Consider the following 20,113-nt stretch of genomic DNA (forward strand, 5'->3'; position numbering starts at 1 on the left):
CTGGAACTGAAAATATTAAACCCATGTATTGCAGTTATTTGAACTCAAAAATGGAAACATCTATATAAAACTAGTTTTGATAAAATGGAAAGGTTAATGGTTTAACCATTAAAATCAGGGTAGAACCATAATTGTTGAGTTCGCTCTTAAATTCAAAGACAATTATTTGAATAGCCCCTATTTAAGCACTCCGATTACAAATAATTCGTAATTCGTAATTTAAAAATTCGTAATTATTTATTTCGCCCGAATAGGCATCCCCACCATTCTAGCATAAACAGAAGTGTATTTTGCTCCTAGAAATATGATTTGGGAAATATAAAAGATCCAAGTTAAAACGGCGAGTAATGTTCCAGCTACTCCACTATCAGCAGCAAAGAAAAAGTTTGCTAAATAATAATTAACTCCCAATTGACCAAGATATAGAAGAATTGAGGTAAATAAAGCACCTGCCATGGCTAATTTCCATTTTACAATTCCATCATGTAAATATTTAAAAACAAAGGTGAAAACCAAAAAGTTAATCGCTAAAATAGAAATATGTTCAAGGATAGAAAAAAGAACTTCTTGAAAAACACTACCATCCGAAAGAACCCTAGTTCCTACTCCAATTAAGATGGATTGCGCAAAATAAATCACGACTATTATTGCTCCAAAAACAGCCATTAATCCAAAGGATAATAATCTTCTTACTAACTCTTCTAATACAATATTATAATGCTGAATAGGAACTATTCCAAAGAAAGTATTTAAACTTTTACTTAAAGAATTGAACATTGCGGTGGAAATAAAGATCAAGAAAATTATACCTATGATTTGAAGAAATGGCGTTCCTCCTTTACCTATTTCCCATTTATACATTAGATCAGTGAAAAATGTGACATCACCGATTCCCATATTTGTCTCCAATAAATCACCAACGATAGCAATAACTTGATCCTGGCCCATGATTAATCCAAAAGAAGTAACAGCTAGATAGATTATAGGAACCAATGCGAAAATAGTATAATAGGCCAATGCAGCACCGTGCATAAAACTGTCACCTTGAAAGAATTCCTTAAAACTGGTTTTTGTAAGTTCCCAAATTTCTGGCCAAGACAAACTTCTGCCTTTGTTTTTCTCCTTGACTACCTGAATGTCATTTTCTACTGAAGTGTTAATTATTCTTTTATCAGACATAAATTTCTTTTGTCATCGTTAGTTCTTGATTGGCATATAGAACAATCTCTTTTCCATTATTTAATTCAAAATAATTAGCAGAATAAGGCCCTTTAAAATTAGAATATTTCCACTCTACTTCAAGTTTATGTTTGCCTTCTGAAAATTCTAAGGAGTATTCCATCGGACGAAATAGCACTTGCTTTTCATTAATGTAAATACTGTTTAATTCTCCGAAAAAGCGTCCTTCAAATAAACTTTTAGGTTTAAAATAAGCTTGTCTTGGTGAATATTTTGAAGTCAATTTCCCATTGCGCATCACTAAGATTCGATCCGACCAAGATAAAGCCTCTACTCCATTATGAGTTACCAAAATAACACCCATGTTTCTCAATTTCGCTAATTTTCGAATGTACTCACCAATTTTCTTATTCAAATGTACATCTAAATGAACAAATGGCTCATCTAATAATAAACATTTTGGTTCTTTTGCTAAAGCGCAAGCCATTGAAAGTCTTTGCTGTTCACCTCCAGAAATATCTTTAGATTTAACAGATGACAATTCTTCTAATTCAAAAATCTCCAATAATTCTTTGATGAAATCAGCGCGATCTTCAATTGTTAAATGATGTAATTGATTGGAAATATTTTCTTTTACTGTGAAATAATCGTTTAATTTGAATAGTTGATTGACTAAAGCAATTTCCTGGTGACCTGCAATCAACATGTTTTTAGCTTCTGGAATTTCTTCCCCTTCGAAAAGCACTTTTCCGCTTTCTAACTGAATTAATCCAGCGATACATTTTAATAAAGTGGATTTCCCTGTTCCGCTGGGTCCTACAATACTGATAACTTCACCGGGTGACAAGGTAAAGCTTACTCCTTTGAAAATTGATTTTGCTGGAGTATAAGAAAAACTAATATTTTCTATTTCAAGAATCAATCAACTAGTGATTTAGGAAAATCTTGAATTGCTATATAGATTCCAGCAATAGGATTCGTTAATGGCTCCATTTCTTCCAAGAAAACTTTCAAATTAATTGAATCCTCTTCTCTATTGATGTCATATTTTAAAACCAAAGATTTAGAACACGCCATTTGAGTAACTGCTCCATCTTCTCCAATAATATTGAATAAAAGTACATTCTTTATTTCTTCAGAAAATGCTTCCCCTCCTTTTTCGCCTTGAAGTGTGTAAATTGCATTATCGACTACTTCAATGTCTTTGACCTCAGTCGTGATTTTTAATTCATCTTCCCAATCATAGAAACGATTATTCTCGGACTCATTTCCATCGTGATGCGCTTCGGCAAACTCTGGTGAAAAATCGTAATTCATTTTATAAAAACGTGCTGTACACTTCATAAACAAAGGATATTTTATGCATTTATTTCAATTAACAAAAATACGTTTAATATTAAATCTTCTACGCTAAATCAAGACTAATTTAAAAAGCGTTTATCCGTAAGCGAATTAAGGAAATAAAGTAAATCTTCATTCTCCTGCGCTGTTAAAGAAAATGATTTAATCTGATCACTCTTATTAGAATGTGACTTCCCTCCTTTTGAATACTGCTGAATTACATCACTTAATGATTTGAAAGAACCATCATGCATATATGGTCCAGTAATTGAAATATTGCGTAAAGAAGGCACTTTGAACTTTCCAATATCGGATGAATCCCCTGTGATATTATAGCTGCCTTGATCTTCGTAATAAGTATAAAGTCCGTTATTTTGCAATGAATTATCCGTAAAGTTATTTCCGCCGTGACATTGAGTACAGTTTAAGTCTTCATTGAAGATTTTATAACCTTTTGTAATTGCTGAATCTTTAAGAATTCCATCTCTCTGCCAATCATCAAACTCGCTATTTTCTTGATAAATACTGCGTTGAAAAGCGCTCAAAGCTCTTGTTAGCACAAAAGGATCGAAATTTCTATCGTATAAAACTTTTGCTAGACTATCGTAAAGAGGAACATTACTCAATTTAGGAAATAAATCAGTGATTAATCCGCCCATTTCATTGGTGTCTTGAAGCGGAACGATTGCTTGCATTTCGAGCGTCTTCACTCCTCCATCCCACATGAATTTGTCTTGATTCTTGACATTCCAAAGCGTTGGAGAATTTCTTTTTCCTGACCGTTGATGAATTCCAACACTTGTTTTTTTGCCATCCGTAAAAGCTAGTTTCGGATGATGACAAGTTGCACAAGAAATGGTATTATTTAAAGATAATCTAGAATCAAAAAAGAGTTTTTCTCCTAAATTAATTAAAGTAGTGTTGAAAGTTAAAGAATCTAAAGGTTCAAATTGATAATTCTCAACAGTGCTTTTATTATTGCATTGAATCAGAAGTGGTAAAACAATGAGTCCAACCCAATAACTATATTTCATTACATCTTTTTCCTAACAATATAAAGAATTTCTTTGGAAATTAAGCGGTAACGTTCGATATCTTCAGCTGGAAATTCCTTTGAAGTAACAAACTCTTCCACTTCAAATCCAGCTCTTTTCAACCATTCTGGATAGTCACGACCAAATAAACGAACATGATCTTTCTGCCAGAAATGTTTTTCTCTTTCTTCAGGAGAAGTGATTGTAGGATCTTCATAAGTTAACTCACGATTCAAATCTTGCGGTACTTGGAAAATTCCCCAGCCACCTGGTTTCATCACGCGATTTAACTCACGCATACACTGCATTGCATCATCAACATGTTCTAAAACATGATTACAGAAAACAACATCAAAACGATCATCTTCAAGAGGAATATTATGCAAATCAAAATGTAATTCTGCCAAAGGCGAAACCAAATCTCCAGTGAGATAATCTAAATTCTTTTGTTCTTTAAATTTTCCATGAAAACATTGTTCTGGTGCAATATGCAAAACCGCTTGCTTATCTTTAAAAAATGCTGTTTCCTGCTGCAAATATAACCACATCAAACGGTGACGCTCTAAAGTTAAATCGTAAGGGCATAAAACATTTTCGCGATGTGCTACATCCGAACCATAAGATAAGAACTTACTAAATGAACGTTCGCAAACTGGACAAGCAACTTTATTACCTTTGTAAAGTAATGGAGCTATTCTTTTAAAGACGAAGCTTAAACGAATCAATAAAGGTCGTGGCAACGTATTGAGCAAAAACTTATATAATTTCTTCATATTATGCTTACAAATTTAATCAAATTCCATGTTTAGAACATACAAAAATATAAAGTTGAAGCACATAGTCACAATTTAATTTGAATAACGTAGTTTTGCTAGTCATGAAAGTTTTGTATTCAGTCATATTTTGTATAATTTTTTATAGCTTTTCCTATGGACAAAGTGAGCGTCTGCCGTATGTTATGTATCCTAACAAAATGGTTTTCCATACTTCTTTATCATTGAACAATGCTCCATTTAAACTAAGAGATAATTTTGGAGGATTTGATAAAATAAGCTTTAAACCCAATTTAAACCTAGTTCAGGGATTAGGAATTGCATACAAATGGTTTGCTCTTGAAATTAGTTATAAGCTTCCCGGACATATTCGGAACACAGAAAAATTTGGTAAGACAAAATACTTTGATCTCGGTTTACAGTTCAGTTATCTGAATTGGGATTTTGCTGTAAATTTTGATGAATACAAGGGGTACGGAATCAAAAATGCAGGTATAATTTCAAATAATCTTGACCTTTCCCCTTCTGGTTATTTCTTGAATTCAAATATTAAATCTAGATCTTTTGGAATAAATGCATATCGTTTTTTCAATCCAGAATTAAGAATGAAACCAGCTGTTGGAATTGTTGGTAGATATACAGCTCCAGTTCACGGTGCATATTTAAGATTAACAACAAACATTCATGGAATTTCCGCCAAAAAAGGTCTAATTCCATTTAACTATCTCAATACTTCTTCATCAATTCACAAAGCAAATTCGATCTCTGCATTCGATTTTGGAGCGGTTCCTGGTTATGGTTACATAAACAATATAGATGGATGGCAATTTGGTGCTTTCTTTGGACTAGGTGCTGTAATTCAAGCCAAATTCTACACTTTTAGTAATACGAGTAGAGGATTTTTAGGATTAGCCCCACGAATTGATTTAAAACTTCAAGCCGGCTACAATGTGGACAATTGGTTTTTAATGCTGACTTCTCAATTTGATCAAAAAAGTATTCGCTTTAAAGAATTCAAGTACAATCAGACTTATTATTATTTAAGGCTGACTTATGGGTATAGGTTTAATTATCGAATAAAGCTTTTTAAACGAAAATCCATCTAACAAATCATTTCTCAATCAATCCCTCAACCCTTCTCGCCTTCGTTTTCCGTTTGGTATGCACCCATTTTGGCCAAGTACTGCTGTCCTCAGCATCATAAACTCTCAGCCCTTGATCTTCCTTGGTACTTAATACTTCACTAGGATGAACATTCAAGATGTTGGCGGCGGCATTTATTCCTGAAGATGTTGCTCCAGAAACTCCATGAGATAAAGTACTTGCTCCGGCTAAATAAAGATTCTTGATTTCTGATTTATTTTTGAAAGCCAAAGGACCCACATTTCTCAACGTTTTCTCTGTTCCTTAGACATTACCATCGGTACTGTTAATGTAGAACTGATTGGTCGCCTTTATTTTCATTAGCATTCATACTATCGGATAAGATGTGCAGAACTTGCCTAACTAAAGTTAGTAGTAAAGGCTAAAGAATAGCGATAATGTGTGCCTAATATGTCATCCATCAGTTGACGAACTTTTTAAAAAACACTAGACGTTTTTTCTTTATCGTATGATATACTCTATAGGCTAGTTTATATGTAATTGAATAATGAATAAAGGCCAGGGGAAAATAGTTTTAGACTAGATTTTTTCTATAAACTTTCGTATTGATTTTGTAGGCTTACCCTACTAGTTAAACTTTGTAACAAAACTTCAAATACTGCTACTTTCTTAGCCACAGGAGTGGCGACATAACAATTCAATCCAACTAAATAATTATTAGTCTTATCTGTTTCAAAAGAAGGAATAAATTTCATGATCAGCAATTTACAACTCTATTTACCTTGTATATCATCCTTCAACTGACAGACGAGCAACCGTATCACGTCCAAACAAGAACAAAATCATTTGACACATAAAAACAAACTACTTCTTCTTGACCTTCATAAATTAAAGTCAACTCTTTAGACTCATGATTGATTTCAATAGCAGAAACATCTTTTCTTAAGTTCAATATATTTCCTTTATGTTTTTTATAAAACTCCTCTTTTGCACTCCAAATCAAATGAAGGTTTAATGACGACAATTCTAACTCTTCATCTTTAGAATTAATAAAGTAATCCTTCCCTTTTAGCAATGTAGATTTATAAGTTTGAATATCTACTCCATTTGGTTTTTCGGTATAGTATAGCGCAAACCAACCACCATAATGAGAAATTGAAATGTATGAATAACTTGCGCCCAAAAGAATTGGCGCACCATTTTCTTCATACTCAATTCGTGCTTTAGGAAAAGATTCTTGGAGTTTATTCCTAACCTCCTCCACTTCTATATCACGTTTTGAAAGGCCTTTACTGCGCTTAGTTTCATAGTTTGAATCAAACCATAAATGGATTAACCCTTCGTTTGTTTCAATTCGTGTGTTCATCTATTTAATTAATTACCCTGAACAGTAAACAAAAAATAATCCTGAAAACGAGATTCATTTTCAGGATTATTAAATTCGTGGTAGAACCTTAATCTATGTGTCTATCAACGTCCACCTGTTCTCGGAGAACTGGGTCTTGGACTAGTTCCTGTTCTTCTGGTATTAGGTCTAGGATTCGTTTGTGGACTTGGACGGTTTCTTCTAGGTGGTGAAACCCTCACTCCTGTACCAATAAATATAGTAGGACTTACTCTCATTTGTGGTTGTGCACTTTCTTTTTGTTCCAATCTCTCTCCAGACTTATCTAGCTCTGGTTCTTTTGATCTTTTATCTTCTTTTGGCGCTACATAATCATCAACCATAGCAATTGGCTCTAAACCTAAATGTCCGTAGTCATAAACAGCTTCAAATAAATCATCTTCTGCTACACCAGCTGCTCTAGCTTTGCGTAATCCATTTTCGATTTGTTCGTCATCTAATTCAGCCAAAGTCAATAGTTCTTTAGGATAACGAATGCTGTCTGGAAGATTAGTCATTTGAGTTCTCATCAAAGAAGTCGTTTCATCCAATTGAAATTCTCCTCCATAAGTTCTTGTGATAAAAAACAATTCTTTAGATACTTTTTCTAAAATTTCGGGATTATTTCTGTTACTTCCAAAAACATCTTCATCGCTACGATTTGCTGTTTCACGCGTATATTCTTTTCCCGTCTCTTCATCGTAAACAACTAAATCATTTTTTCTATCTCCATCGTTATTCCCTAATAAACCGTAATAATTATCATTACACTTTGGAACATAAACGTTTAAATCAAATAATTTCGAACTTTTAAAAGAACGTTCAGAAATACTTAATTGCTCACCTGTTGGCCATTTCACAAAATACTTTCCGTTTTTGTAGTTCACGACTCCTCCTTGTGGCAATACAAGATCTGTCTTTTCGGTTTGAATTTCTTGATCATTCACATGAATCATCTTTTCTGTGCTTCCTTTTGCTACAGAAGAAAATGTCAATAAATCACCATTCACATTCATTGCAACAGAACCATTTAGAGCTACATTTGGAGTTGTTCTAACTTGTTGCGTTTGAATCATGAAAGAATTGTCTTCTGAAGCTACTAAAAGATAATCTCCGGCGTTTTGAAAGTCAAAGCTCTCACCGTCTAGTGTTCTCATGTGCGGATCACCACTAGATTTTCCATCTCTGTTCATTACACATTGAGTAGATTGTAAATAGCTCATCCATTCTTCCCAATAGTAACGGTCTCTTTTGTGGGTATTTCTTTCATTATCTAATTCACTAGCTGCAATTCTTTGTAATCGCTCCACGCGATGCTGATCCATTGTTTGCAATAACTCATAAGGCGTTTGATTAACATCATTTGGTCTAGTTGGTTGCTTTTCATGCATAACCATAGCAGCCATACTTTCGTATAAATACTCCCCATTGGTGGTATTCCATGCCTTCATTATTTCTTTGATGTGTTCAGAATCCTGTCTTTGAAATGGAACAGGTTCAGATTGAATATTTGCCCAAAGAGATAAAGCAAATAACTGTGCAAGTATTAAAGTAAAGTATTTCATAGTTGTTGTTTTAAATTCAAAGGTAAGCAATCCAATTTTTATACCAAAAAAGCCCCGACGGAACCGACGGGGCTTTTAATAGTATAAAAATGAAATTATTTTACCATCACCTTAGGTGCTGCATTGATAATTTCTTCTGAAGCGTTGCTTTCAAAAGTTTCAAAGTTTTTCACAAATGCTTGTGCTAACTCGTTCGCTTTTTTGTCAAATGCTGCTTTGTCTTCCCAAGTGTTTTTTGGATTTAAAATTTCAGCAGGAACATCTGGACATGAAGTTGGCATACTTAATCCAAAAACATCATCTGTTATGAAATCTACTTTATCCAATTCACCTGTTAAAGCTGCAGTGATTAAAGAACGCGTATATTTTAATTTCATTCTTGATCCTGTTCCGTAAGCACCACCAGACCACCCAGTGTTGATTAACCAAACATTCACATCATTTTGCTCAATTTTACTTCCTAGCATTTCTGCGTATTTTGCTGGATGTAAAGGCAAGAAAGGCGCACCGAAACAAGCTGAAAATACAGTTTGTGGCTCAGTAATTCCTGCTTCCGTTCCAGCAACTTTTGCAGTATATCCAGAGATAAAGTGATACATCGCTTGACCTGGAGTTAACTTAGAAATTGGAGGTAAAACACCGAATGCATCACATGTTAAGAAGAAAATATTTTTAGGCTCGTTTCCTTTTGAAGGAACCATAATATTATCGATATGATCAATAGGGTAAGATACACGTGTATTTTGAGTGATTTTATCACATTCGTAATCTGGAGTTGAAGATTCACCGTGGAAACCAACGTTTTCTAACAACGCTCCAAATTTAATAGCATCAAAAATTTGTGGTTCTTTTTCAGCAGATAAATCTATGGTCTTAGCATAGCATCCACCTTCAAAATTGAACACACTTCCGTTAGCTGCCCAACCATGCTCATCATCACCGATTAAACGACGATTTGGGTCAGAAGATAAAGTTGTTTTTCCTGTTCCTGATAAACCAAAGAAAACTGCTGTATCACCATCTTCTCCAACGTTTGCTGAACAGTGCATTGAAAGTACATTTTTCTCATGTGGAAGAACGAAATTCAATACAGAGAAAATTCCTTTTTTAATTTCACCTGTGTAACCTGTACCTCCAATAATGATCATTTTCTTTGTAAAATCAATTACAGCGAAATTAGATTGTCTTGTTCCGTCAATCTCTGGATCAGCTAAAAAGTTTGGAGCAGCTACGATATGCCATTCCGGTACAAAATTTTCGATTTCTTCATCTGTTGGACGCAAAAACATATTGTGTGCAAACAAACTTTGCCAAGGCAATTCTGAAACAACACGAATATTCATTCTGTAATCATCATCAGCACAAGCATAAGAGTCTCTTACATACATGTCTTTCCCCGTAAGGTAAGCTTTCATTCTGTTGTAAAGAGCATCGAATTTTTCAACGTCAAATTTCTTGTTAATCTTGCCCCACCAGACAGCTTTTTCTGTTTTTTCATCACAAACGATGAAACGATCTTCTGGTGATCTACCTGTAAATTTTCCAGTGTTAACAGAAATTGCTCCTGAATCTGTCATTACTCCTTCTCCTAGAAGAATTGTATCTTCTACTAACTCTGCTGGACTCATGTTCCAAAAAACATTTCCTAGGTTGTCTAATCCTATGTCCGACTTTAAATTGGTATTCGAACCTCTTTTACCAAATTCATTCATGATTTTAATTTTTACGTTGGGCTTTATATTCTACAAATTTAAACGATATTAATCGCATACTCTCAATATATTATTTATTTTATTCACAATGTCATTTTAAAAGTTGAAAACCTATGATTTATAAGTTCTTAAATACTTAATTAACAAGGTTAACCAACCAAATATTAGAATCAATCCTCCTATTGGAGTAATTGGTCCTATAAATTTATTTATTTCTAGTCCTGCAACAGGAAATAATACCAAAGCGAATATTGATCCTGAAAATAAAATAGTTCCTATTAAAATAGCCTTGTATTGAAAGCCTATTTCGAAATCAAATTTGTGTGCAATTCCTGCAATAGCTAGTGCCCCAATACCATTATAAAGTAAATAACTTGTTCCTGTAGCGAAACTATTAATTTGATCTTTCTCAACACCTATTGTCTCCAAATAGTGCGCTCCCATTGCTCCTAGTATAATTCCAAGGACAATAAAAATTAATCCGATCAGTATAAATTTCTTATCATTCATTCATCAAGTTCTTAGCATTCATTAAAGCGGCTTCATTTACTTTACTACCACTCATTAATTTTGCGATTTCTTCAACTCTCTGTTCGTTATCTAAACGACTCAAATATGTTTTTGTAATGCCTTTTTCATCATTTTTCTTAACCAAAATATGATCTGTTCCTTTACTTGCTACTTGCGGAAGGTGAGTAATTGCCATTAACTGCATGGTTTCTCCCATTTTCTTTAAATGTTCCCCAATCTTTTGTGCAACTTCTCCAGAAACTCCTGTATCTATTTCATCAAAAATAACTGTTGGTAATTGTTGCTTTTGAGACAATAAATATTGAATTACCAGCATTAATCTAGATAATTCTCCACCAGAAGCTGATTTCTCAATCACTTGTGGTGTCATTCCTTTATTAGGTGCAAAATAAAGTGAAATATCATCCGTTCCTGATTCTCCTAATTCAACCGTTTCAAAATCAAAACGAATAGTTGCTCCCTCAAGTTTCAATTGATTTAGTAATTCAGCGACTTCTTTTTCAAGTTTCTTAGCTACTTTCTTTCTTGCAACAGATAAATTATCAGCATATTTTAATGCTTTTGAATTTACTTGTTGAAGTTCAACATTCATTTCCTCTATTCGTTCATCAATTTGTCCTGAATCTTCAACTTCTTTAGAAAGTGAAATGAATAATGCCAACAGTTCTTCTTGAGAATTCAAATTGTGCTTTCGCATAGCTGAATTATAAGCATCTAGTTTATTGATGTACTTATTCAATGTTTCAGGCTCCAGAGTCATATCAGTCAAATCGTCTTCTGCATTGGCTGCGATATCGTTCAACTCTAATTTTACAGATTGAATACGAACAATTAACGCTTGCACCTTTGGATCGCTAATATTTGCATTTTTGGTGATCTTACTTAACGCATTAATTACTCCTTCTTCTTCGTCATTCACTAAATGAGCAATTAACTGATAAGCAGACTTTATTTCTTCAAATTGCTCACCTCTCTCTACCTCTGCTTCTATGGTTTCGTAATCTAAATCCTTTAAATTTAATTTTGTCAATTCCTCTAATTGAAAGGAATTAAACTCATGTTCTAATTCTAATCTGGATTTACTTTCTTCTAATTTTTTAATTTCTCTTTTTAAAGTTCTTGCTGAACCGTAAACGGATTTCAATAAATTTAAAGTAGCACTGTTTTCTGCTATAACATCCAAAATAGATCTTTGGAAAGCAGTGTCTTTTAATGCTAATGTATGATGTTGAGAGTGAATGTGAATTAAACCTTGGGTCAATTCTTTTAAAACATTCAATTGAACTGGAGTATCATTAATGAAAGCACGCGACTTTCCTTTTGCGTGAATTTCTCTTCTAATGATAGTTTCAGATTCTAAATCTAAATCATTCAATTTGAAAAAATCCGCGTATAACGTTTCATCAATATTGAAAACTGCTTCTACAATCGTCTTCTTTTCTTCGTCTCTAATTACAGAATAATCTGCTCGTTCGCCTAAGATAAGCTTTAGCGCTCCAAGCAAAATAGACTTTCCTGAACCTGTTTCACCAGTGATTACAGTGAATCCACTTTTTAAATCAAGTTGTGCATTTTCAATTAATGCAAAGTTCTTTACTGATAATCGCTTTAGCATTAGTCAAGTATTTCTTGGTATTTTGATGAATTTGCTGGGTCTAACCTTTTTAAGGTATTGACCACATCAACTTTTTCTTTTCTATCTCCGTCAGCATAAACTCCTTTCAACTCATCTCTTTTCGCTTGGATAAAGTTGAGCACATTTACTGATCCTGGACGGGAACTATTTACCGTTAATAATTTATTTAAAGCATTAGAAATATTTACTCTTGCCAATCCTTGATCTTTGTATAAATTATCTAATCCATCTCTATGGTATTCATAAAAACAATCTCTTAAAGGTGTGAAAAGTTCTTGCAAGGCATTGTCAATTAACCAATATCTATTTTTCCTTCCTTTTTCACTAGCTCTCCAACCTAGTCCACCACCACTTTGGGCAAGAGTAACAATATTTTGTGCTTTAGCGAAATACGGATCACCTGCCCTTAAAGAAAATGAATCTGCATCTAAGCCAATGATATAATAAGCGTAAAATGATAAAACGGAAGCTAAATTACTACTGAATTGATTCTCTGTAAATAATATTTGAGCATTTCGTTGGAAAGTAAATCCAACATCCTGATCTAAAAAATTGAATAAAGTCGTATTATAAGTAGAATTGTAAACAGGTCTTGTTGCTTGAACTTGAAGTGATGCTTCATAAGATCCAGTTCCACTCACTTTTGTAATTGAAATTTGAAAAACACAATTAATTCGTTCTTCTACTTCATATTCATCTTTTGTCCATGCTGTATTATTCATTAGCTCAAAAACAGCTTGCTCTAAACCTGCGAATATTTCTTGTTCAGTAGTTGTTATATCCAATGCAGGATCTGAAACAACATTCACTTGACAGTTTAATTCTTGCGCTGAGGCAAGTGAAAAGATGAATAAGGTTAATATGGTGAAAATGTATTTCATTTCTTTAATTTCATTAGATAATCCAATATATTATTGGCAACAACTTTCTTTGAAGATAACTCAAATTTAGTGGTTTTATTGTTGAAGTCCAACAAGGTAATCTTATTTGTATCGTGTCCAAATCCAGCACCCTCATCTTCAAGGGAATTTATAACGATTAAATCTAAATTTTTCTTCTTGAGTTTCTCTGCACCATATTCAATTGCATTGTTGGTTTCTAAAGCGAATCCAACTAGAAATTGTTTATCGGTTTTTAATCCTCCAATGGTTTTTAGTACATCAGGATTTTTAATCATTTCGATATTCATAATATCGGAAGATTTTTTAATTTTTTGTTCTGCTATAGATTTTGGTCGATAATCAGAAACTGCTGCTGCAAAAATTCCGCCTGTACAATTTGAAAAATGTTTGGTAGCTGCTGATAGCATTTCCTCCGCTGTTTTTATATCAATTCGGGTGAGATTTTTATGATGAACCTCGCATTGTGTTGGACCAGCTATCAAAATCACTTCTGCTCCTCTTTCCAATAGACTTTCAACAAGAGCGAATCCCATTTTTCCTGTAGAATGATTTCCAATAAAACGAACAGGATCGATGGCTTCATATGTTGGTCCAGCAGTCACTAAAACTTTGTGACCAAGCATAGCATTAGAATTCCGGAAAAATGATTCCAATTCTTCAACGATAGTTTCGGGTTCAGCCATTCTCCCTTTCCCGATTAACCCGCTTGCTAAAAAACCTTCTTCAGCTGGAATAATCTTAACGCCATGTTTTTCAAGTTTATTTAAATTGTCGGTCGTTGTTTCATGCGAATACATGTCTAAATCCATTGCTGGTGCAACGATAACAGGACATTTTGCAGAAAGATAAGTAGCGGTTAATAAATTATCGCAAAAACCATTTGCTATTTTAGCCAAAGTATTTGCTGTTAATGGAGCCAAAACCATAACATCTCCCCATGCACCCAATTCTACATGATTGGTCCATTCTCCATTTTCCTTATTCCAGAAATTGATGTGAGCAGGATTTTGCGATAAGGTGGATACAGTTAGTGGTGTTATAAAATCAGAAGAGGCAGAAGTTAAAATACATTTAACTTCTGCCCCTTTTTGTTTTAATATTCTAATCAAAAACGCAACTTTATACGCTGCAATACCTCCAGAAACTCCAATAAGAATGCGTTTTCCTTTTAGCATTTTGAGTTAATTACCCTTCAATTGCACGTATAGAAAGCTCTCCTCTTTCGAATTCGTCTATTGCCATAGCCGCTGGCTTAGGTAAACGTTCGTAAAAACGAGAAATTTCTATTTGCTCTCTATTTTCGAAAATCTCTTCAAGATTATCTGTAGTAGATGCAAATTCCGCAAGTTTTTGTGTTAATTCTTCTTTTAAATCAACATTAATTTGATTTGCACGCTTTGAAAGCATTACAATAGACTGATAGATATTTTCAGTTCCTTTTTCTAAATCAACTGTATCTCTAGTAATTGTTGAACGTTCTGCCCTACTATTTTTAAAGCTCATATTTATAAAAAATTATATTAACTATTGAGTAATTCCTTTTCTGCTCGTTTTTGATAAGTCTTTGCTTTTTCAAGTAATTCTGAGTCAGGATATTTTTTGGCAAAGTTATCAAATCTTTTCAATGTTTCCTCAAGATAATATACTTTTTTCTGTTCTGATGTAGAACGAGACATTTCGTAAGCCTCAGCAATATCTTTATAGGCATATTGCTCTGCTACAAATATTAATTCTTGCGCTAAATTTTCGTTGTATTTTACAGTTCTTTTTTCATAAGATTCGCCATCAAATAACGAACTGTATTTGGCATAAGTTTCCATTGCATCCTCAACGCGTTCTTTCTTTTTATCGAGTATACTGCGCATTGCCAATTCATAATAGTTTCTGAATTGGATAAATGCTGCTTCTTTTAGATAAACTGAACGTGGATAATCTTCTATAAAAGATTTAGATGCTGCTACTGCTGCTCTATTTTGCTCCATTTTATCATATAATTGAACGGACTCAAACTTTTTAGTTTCTAACTTAAATCTTAATCTGTCCATTGTTCGGTTACAAGAGTCAATGAGTTCACTCTCTGGGTAACGTTGAACAAAAAGTTGCAAATCATTAAGTGCCAATTCTGTTTCTTCCTGATCTAAAGAAACGGAAGGACTATTTTTTACAGAACAAATTGCTGTCATAAACAATGCTACCTCTGCATTATCACTAAAAGGATAACGCTGTGAGAATTGATTATAGTAATAACCAGCCATATAATAATCGCCTACTTCAAAATAAGATTGAGCGATTCTATAGTAAGCTACTTCTCCTTTATCGGTTTTTGGAAAGCGTTGATAAATTTGCTCATATAAAGTAAGTGCTTTATTGTAAGTTCCTTTGTCATACATGCGATTGGCGTGTATAAACTTTTTATCGTAATCATCTCCCTTTACGATTTTTTGATAATCACTGCAAGAGAATAAAGCACTCATCAATAGCGCTACGGAAAGTATTTTAAAAATCATTTTCATCGCTGCAAAAGTATAATTTTTATGCCTTGAAAAGCAATTTTTAATAGAGTTTAACTAAAAGTGTGTGTTTAATTACGTTTTAACACCTCTTTTATTGTTACATGTTGATCTCGTAGCGTCGATTCTTGAGCCCCGACGGAAATGGAAATCTTATTGAAATCGAATGCACAACGACCAAGCAGAACAAGCGACCTGCGGAAGCTCTGTTTATGCTTGAATGTCGTGTGGCAATGCGAGGAGATAAATTGGAATTGTAGGCGGATAAGGATCCCAAATATTCTAGAATTGAAATTTTATTTGATTATTCCTTTATATATGGTGCAAACCACGATTCAAAACACAACTTAAAAACAGGTGAATATGTTAAATCTCATGATTTATAAGAAATTGAGTTAAAATAATTTCTTTTATTTTCTAAAAACAAATAGTTTAGCACCATGAAGAATATATATCGTACGCATTATCTAGTTGCAATGTTGACTTTTTTTAGTCTCCAAACATTACTAGCTCAAATTCCACCTGGTTATTATACTCCAGCGGATGGACTCAGTGGCACAGCTTTAAAATCAGCTTTAAATAACATCATTAAAGGACATGTAGAATTTCCTTACTCAAGCGGAGGAACTGATGTTTGGGATATTTTAAAGGATACTGATAAAGATCCAGCGAATTCAAACAATGTTATTTTATTGTATACAGGTTGGTCTGTTAATGGTCCACAAGAATACGGTGGAGGAAGTGGATGGAATCGTGAACATGTTTGGGCTAAATCTCATGGAGACTTCGGAACTTCTATAGGACCTGGGACTGATGTTCATCATTTAAGACCGTGCAATATTCAAGTAAATGGAGCAAGAGGAAACATGTGGTTTGGAAATGCAAGTACTCCTCATTACGAAGGAGGAACTGCAACAGGTAATTTCTATGACACAGGACAGCATCTTTGGCAACCTAGAGCTGAAGTTAAGGGAGATGTTGCCAGAATGATTTTTTATATGGCAACTCGTTATGAAGGTCAAAATGGAGAACCAGATTTGGAGGTAATCGATTATTTACCAGCTAATAATAGTACGAATGATCCTGTTCATGCTTTGCTTTCCGATTTATTAGCTTGGCACCTTGAAGACCCTGTAGATAATTGGGAACGCAATAGAAATAACATTATCTATTATGATTATCAACAAAACAGAAATCCTTTTATTGATAATCCTGCTTATGCTGATTTAATTTGGGGAGAAGGAACGACTTCATCTATCGCTTATGAATTGAATAATCAACCAAAGGAATTACTTAAAATTATAGACTTGACAGGAAGAGAAGTTAAGGCTAAATCCAACACTGTATTGATTTATATTTACTCTGACGGAAGTCGTGAAAAGAGGGTAAACTTAGATTAATCAAATTTATAAAAAATCATAAAATACTAGCAGCTAGAGTTCCAATTCGAATATTTATAGTAATTTAAATTCACATTATTAACGTTGCGTGGTTTTCAGAGGATAAGAAACTAATTAATAATATGTTTTTTATCTATTTAAATCTCGTAATAATTACTCACTATTTAAAAACTATTTATTATGCTTAGATTATCGATTGGATTAATTGTTGTTGCTATTATTGCAGCTATTTTTGGATTTGGAGGAATTGCAGCTGGAGCTGCTGCTGCTGCTAAAGTTGTATTCTTTATTGCGGTAGCATTAATTGTACTCAGTATAATTTTCGGAGGATTCAGAAAAAGCTAGTATTAAGCATAAATATTTATTAAAGACGCAATTAAATTGCGTCTTTTTTTTTGTCTAAACTCAATCAAAACAGAACATGATTCAAATCATAAAATGTCCCTAAAAGTAGTGCTAACTTTCCAGCTTGAAATAATTTAAAAGGAAAGTACATGACAAAAGCACATAGCTTCCACATTCCTGTCATGGGGATTGGATTTACGATAGATACTCCATTAAAAGTTGCACAATTTGGAATGGATTCGGTGATTTCGTTAGTTGATGATGAACTAATGGAAAAATTGAGAAAAGTTTACACCAAGAAATTTAAGATGAATTATATCGAAATTTCAAATAAAATAAATGATTACAGAGCAAAACGTATCACTTCCTATCTGAACTTATTAAAAGAAGTGAGCGAACATAAATTGGAAGAATTAAAAAAATCAGCCAATGGAATAAAAGAATATTTCAGTTTTCACCCTAATTCAAAAGCTGATTCTCCTAAAGATATTCAAAGTGAGAAAGAAATGCATTTGGGGAGTATTGATGTAAATATCATGACCAAAGTAGATAGAGAAAACTACAAAGACAAAGTTCAATTACCAATAGAATTTAATGATGCTCATGCTGCATTGCGTGGTTATGCGAACAGTAATCTCAATACTTCACTTGTTTTTTCTGCTGGAATGAATCCAAGACTGTTTAGTTATATCGAACAATTTGAAGATTTTTATCCGAACGAAAAAGGTGAAATCAAGAAAAAAATCATTTTGAAAGTAAGCGATTATAGATCAGCTCTTATTCAAGGAAAGTTCTTGGCGAAAAAAGGAATTTGGGTTTCAGAATATAGAATTGAATCAGGATTAAATTGTGGCGGACATGCATTTGCTACTAATGGTTTTTTGATGGGACCAATTTTGGCTGAATTTAGAGACAATAAGAAAAGTATAATTGATGAGTTGTTTCCTGTTTTAATTGAAGCTTTAAAAAGCAAAGAGAAAGTTACTCCAACCGCTCCACTGTCCATTAAATATTCGGCTCAAGGAGGAGTTGGAACCGCAGAAGAGCATGAGTTTTTATTAAAACATTATCAATTTGACGCTGTTGGTTGGGGAACTCCATTCCTACTGGTACCCGAAGCGACAACTGTTGATGACAAGACCATTGAAAAACTCAAAGAAGCAAAAGAGAAAGATCTTTATTTGAGTGACATCTCTCCACTTGGTGTACCTTTTAATAATTTAAGAGGGAACACAAAAGATTTAGAAAAAGAAGCTAAAATCAATAAAAAACGTCCTGGAAGTTCTTGCCCAAAGAAATATTTAGCACAGAACAAAGAATTTACCGAAGAAAGTATTTGCACTGCTTCACGACAATATCAACATTTCAAAATTCAAGAACTTCAAGAGTTAGATTTACCAATAGCTGTTTATGAACAACGCGTTAACAAGATAACTAAAAAATCATGTATTTGTGTTGGACTAGGTACTTCTGCCCTACTAACGAATTCAATTGATACTAGAAAAGAAGGTCCAGGAGTTTCTGTTTGTCCAGGTCCAAACATGGCTTATTTTTCAAGAGAGATGACATTAAAAGAAATTACAGATCACATTTACAACCGGGACAATATGATTTCTAGAACTGACCGTCCAAACATGTTCATTAAGGAGTTGCTTTTGTATATGAAGGATTTTAAAAAGAAAGCGGAGGAACTCACCTTAGATTTTAATAAAAAACAAGAAAGGACTATAAAATCTTACAGAGATAATATGTTGGCTGGTATAGAATATTATAGAAATATGTTTGAAGATCAGAATGAGTTTTTTAAAGATCAGAAAGAGAGCGTTTTTAAGGAGTTAGAAAACTTTAGTTTAGAATTGAATCAATGGGTTAAAAAACTAGAGTTGACTTGAGACTTATTGGATAGTAATGAATTGCGAATCAATTCAGCGTCTGAATTCCTCTTTATCCGAAATGTTTTCCTGATTTTAACAGTTTTTGCATCAATAATTCCAATTTATCTCAAAAAAAAGGGTCTATATTTTTGGACATCGTGACATAACCCATACCTTTGCACAAGATTTAAGTAATTAGACTTTAATCAATATTAATATACAAAGACAAATTTTATGAGTCAAGTTAAACAGAATGACAAGGTAAAAGTACACTACACAGGTAAATTAGCAAACGGTGAGGTTTTCGATAGTTCAGAAGGACGTGATCCAATGGAATTTCAAGTTGGTACAGGTCAACTTATCCCAGGATTCGAAAATGGTGTAATTGACATGAAGGTTAATGAGAAAAAAACAATAGTTATTCCTTCAACAGAAGCTTATGGTGAGCCTCGTGAAGAATTAATTCAAGAAGTTCCTAGAGATAAATTACCACAAGAAATTCAACCAGAAATTGGAATGGGATTAGTTTCTAAGACTCCAGATGGTCAAGAAATTCAATTGGTAGTTAAAGAAGTTAAAGAAGATGCTATCATCGTAGATGGTAACCACCCTTTAGCTGGACAAGAATTAACTTTTGATGTAGAGGTTGTTGAAATCAATGCATAATTATTCGTGATAAGGAAGAGTTAAATATTACGTTACACTCGCTTTCACAAGCTCAGTGCATCGTGTTTCAAAATTTTCTTATCAAAGAATTAAATATTTAAAAGTTTTATTTCAGCTTCTGAAATAAAAATGAAAAGGTGAGATTTATTTCTCACCT

The 20,113-nt window shown here is 33.4% G+C and carries 20 protein-coding genes; 5 read left to right on the forward strand and 15 right to left on the reverse strand.

All coding sequences use genetic code 11. The features are described from left to right. Window positions 1-237: 237 nt before the first annotated feature. The 5 genes from ERX46_RS15175 to ERX46_RS15195 all read right to left on the reverse strand — a co-directional run bounded on the left by ERX46_RS15175 (window position 238) and on the right by ERX46_RS15195 (window position 4,327). Window positions 238-1,179, reverse strand: a complete 942-nt coding sequence (locus ERX46_RS15175; protein ID WP_130094717.1) for a YihY/virulence factor BrkB family protein — start codon at window positions 1,177-1,179, stop codon at window positions 238-240. After that, window positions 1,172-2,101: an ATP-binding cassette domain-containing protein gene (locus ERX46_RS15180; protein ID WP_130094718.1), complete on the reverse strand. Its 930-nt coding sequence runs from the start codon at window positions 2,099-2,101 to the stop codon at window positions 1,172-1,174. Before ERX46_RS15180 ends, ERX46_RS15175 begins: the two co-directional genes overlap by 8 nt. Beyond that, a complete protein-coding gene (locus ERX46_RS15185) occupies window positions 2,098-2,523 on the reverse strand; it encodes a hypothetical protein (protein ID WP_130094719.1) in 426 nt (141 codons plus the stop codon). Before ERX46_RS15185 ends, ERX46_RS15180 begins: the two co-directional genes overlap by 4 nt. A gap of 77 nt (window positions 2,524-2,600) precedes the next feature. Next, window positions 2,601-3,554: a cytochrome-c peroxidase gene (locus ERX46_RS15190; RefSeq protein WP_130094720.1), complete on the reverse strand. Its 954-nt coding sequence runs from the start codon at window positions 3,552-3,554 to the stop codon at window positions 2,601-2,603. Continuing rightward, entirely contained in the window at window positions 3,554-4,327 is a 774-nt protein-coding gene (locus ERX46_RS15195; RefSeq protein WP_130094721.1) for a class I SAM-dependent methyltransferase, read from the reverse strand. The genes ERX46_RS15190 and ERX46_RS15195 overlap by 1 nt, the downstream gene beginning before the upstream one ends. A gap of 185 nt (window positions 4,328-4,512) precedes the next feature. Here ERX46_RS15195 and ERX46_RS15200 point away from each other — a divergent pair, with 185 nt between their 5' ends. Beyond that, entirely contained in the window at window positions 4,513-5,433 is a 921-nt protein-coding gene (locus ERX46_RS15200) for a DUF4421 family protein (protein WP_165366250.1), read from the forward strand. A 4-nt stretch (window positions 5,434-5,437) separates the two neighbouring features. On the opposite strand, the gene ERX46_RS15205 is transcribed toward ERX46_RS15200, so the two are convergent. The 10 genes from ERX46_RS15205 to ERX46_RS15250 all read right to left on the reverse strand — a co-directional run bounded on the left by ERX46_RS15205 (window position 5,438) and on the right by ERX46_RS15250 (window position 15,674). After that, the gene (locus ERX46_RS15205; protein ID WP_130094723.1) at window positions 5,438-5,701 is read right to left on the reverse strand and encodes an FAD-dependent oxidoreductase; all 264 of its coding nucleotides are present in this window, start codon (window positions 5,699-5,701) and stop codon (window positions 5,438-5,440) included. Window positions 5,702-6,251: 550 nt separating this feature from the next. Next, window positions 6,252-6,797 (reverse strand): 4'-phosphopantetheinyl transferase family protein, encoded by a 546-nt coding sequence (locus tag ERX46_RS15210; protein ID WP_130094724.1) that lies wholly within the window; start codon window positions 6,795-6,797, stop codon window positions 6,252-6,254. Window positions 6,798-6,901: 104 nt separating this feature from the next. Further along, window positions 6,902-8,380 carry a VWD domain-containing protein gene (locus ERX46_RS15215; protein ID WP_130094725.1) on the reverse strand — a complete coding sequence of 493 codons (1,479 nt, stop codon included), beginning with the start codon at window positions 8,378-8,380 and terminating at the stop codon, window positions 6,902-6,904. A gap of 95 nt (window positions 8,381-8,475) precedes the next feature. Further along, the gene (gene pckA / locus ERX46_RS15220; protein ID WP_130094726.1) at window positions 8,476-10,092 is read right to left on the reverse strand and encodes a phosphoenolpyruvate carboxykinase (ATP); all 1,617 of its coding nucleotides are present in this window, start codon (window positions 10,090-10,092) and stop codon (window positions 8,476-8,478) included. Window positions 10,093-10,203: 111 nt separating this feature from the next. Further along, entirely contained in the window at window positions 10,204-10,602 is a 399-nt protein-coding gene (locus ERX46_RS15225) for a DUF423 domain-containing protein (RefSeq protein ID WP_130094727.1), read from the reverse strand. Beyond that, complete coding sequence (gene recN, locus ERX46_RS15230; protein ID WP_130094728.1) at window positions 10,595-12,238, reverse strand: DNA repair protein RecN; 1,644 nt, start codon at window positions 12,236-12,238, stop codon at window positions 10,595-10,597. Before recN ends, ERX46_RS15225 begins: the two co-directional genes overlap by 8 nt. Then, window positions 12,238-13,140 (reverse strand): type IX secretion system protein PorD, encoded by a 903-nt coding sequence (gene porD, locus ERX46_RS15235; protein ID WP_130094729.1) that lies wholly within the window; start codon window positions 13,138-13,140, stop codon window positions 12,238-12,240. The genes recN and porD overlap by 1 nt, the downstream gene beginning before the upstream one ends. Further along, window positions 13,137-14,336, reverse strand: a complete 1,200-nt coding sequence (coaBC, locus tag ERX46_RS15240) for a bifunctional phosphopantothenoylcysteine decarboxylase/phosphopantothenate--cysteine ligase CoaBC (RefSeq protein WP_130094730.1) — start codon at window positions 14,334-14,336, stop codon at window positions 13,137-13,139. Before coaBC ends, porD begins: the two co-directional genes overlap by 4 nt. A gap of 10 nt (window positions 14,337-14,346) precedes the next feature. Continuing rightward, window positions 14,347-14,664, reverse strand: coding sequence for a DNA-directed RNA polymerase subunit omega (locus tag ERX46_RS15245; RefSeq protein WP_130094731.1), 318 nt, complete (start codon window positions 14,662-14,664; stop codon window positions 14,347-14,349). A 17-nt stretch (window positions 14,665-14,681) separates the two neighbouring features. Further along, a complete protein-coding gene (locus ERX46_RS15250) occupies window positions 14,682-15,674 on the reverse strand; it encodes an outer membrane protein assembly factor BamD (protein WP_130094732.1) in 993 nt (330 codons plus the stop codon). A 437-nt stretch (window positions 15,675-16,111) separates the two neighbouring features. On the opposite strand from ERX46_RS15250, the gene ERX46_RS15255 reads away from it, so the two are divergent. The 4 genes from ERX46_RS15255 to ERX46_RS15270 all read left to right on the forward strand — a co-directional run bounded on the left by ERX46_RS15255 (window position 16,112) and on the right by ERX46_RS15270 (window position 19,956). Further along, complete coding sequence (locus ERX46_RS15255; RefSeq protein ID WP_130094733.1) at window positions 16,112-17,071, forward strand: endonuclease I family protein; 960 nt, start codon at window positions 16,112-16,114, stop codon at window positions 17,069-17,071. A gap of 180 nt (window positions 17,072-17,251) precedes the next feature. Then, window positions 17,252-17,416 (forward strand): DUF1328 family protein, encoded by a 165-nt coding sequence (locus ERX46_RS15260; RefSeq protein WP_130094734.1) that lies wholly within the window; start codon window positions 17,252-17,254, stop codon window positions 17,414-17,416. A gap of 149 nt (window positions 17,417-17,565) precedes the next feature. Next, window positions 17,566-19,308 carry a hypothetical protein gene (locus tag ERX46_RS15265; RefSeq protein WP_130094735.1) on the forward strand — a complete coding sequence of 581 codons (1,743 nt, stop codon included), beginning with the start codon at window positions 17,566-17,568 and terminating at the stop codon, window positions 19,306-19,308. Between the two features lie 216 nt (window positions 19,309-19,524). After that, window positions 19,525-19,956 carry an FKBP-type peptidyl-prolyl cis-trans isomerase gene (locus tag ERX46_RS15270; protein ID WP_130094736.1) on the forward strand — a complete coding sequence of 144 codons (432 nt, stop codon included), beginning with the start codon at window positions 19,525-19,527 and terminating at the stop codon, window positions 19,954-19,956. Window positions 19,957-20,113 lie beyond the last annotated feature (157 nt).

The organism is Brumimicrobium glaciale (assembly GCF_004152935.1).
Classification (GTDB): domain Bacteria; phylum Bacteroidota; class Bacteroidia; order Flavobacteriales_D; family Crocinitomicaceae; genus Brumimicrobium; species Brumimicrobium glaciale.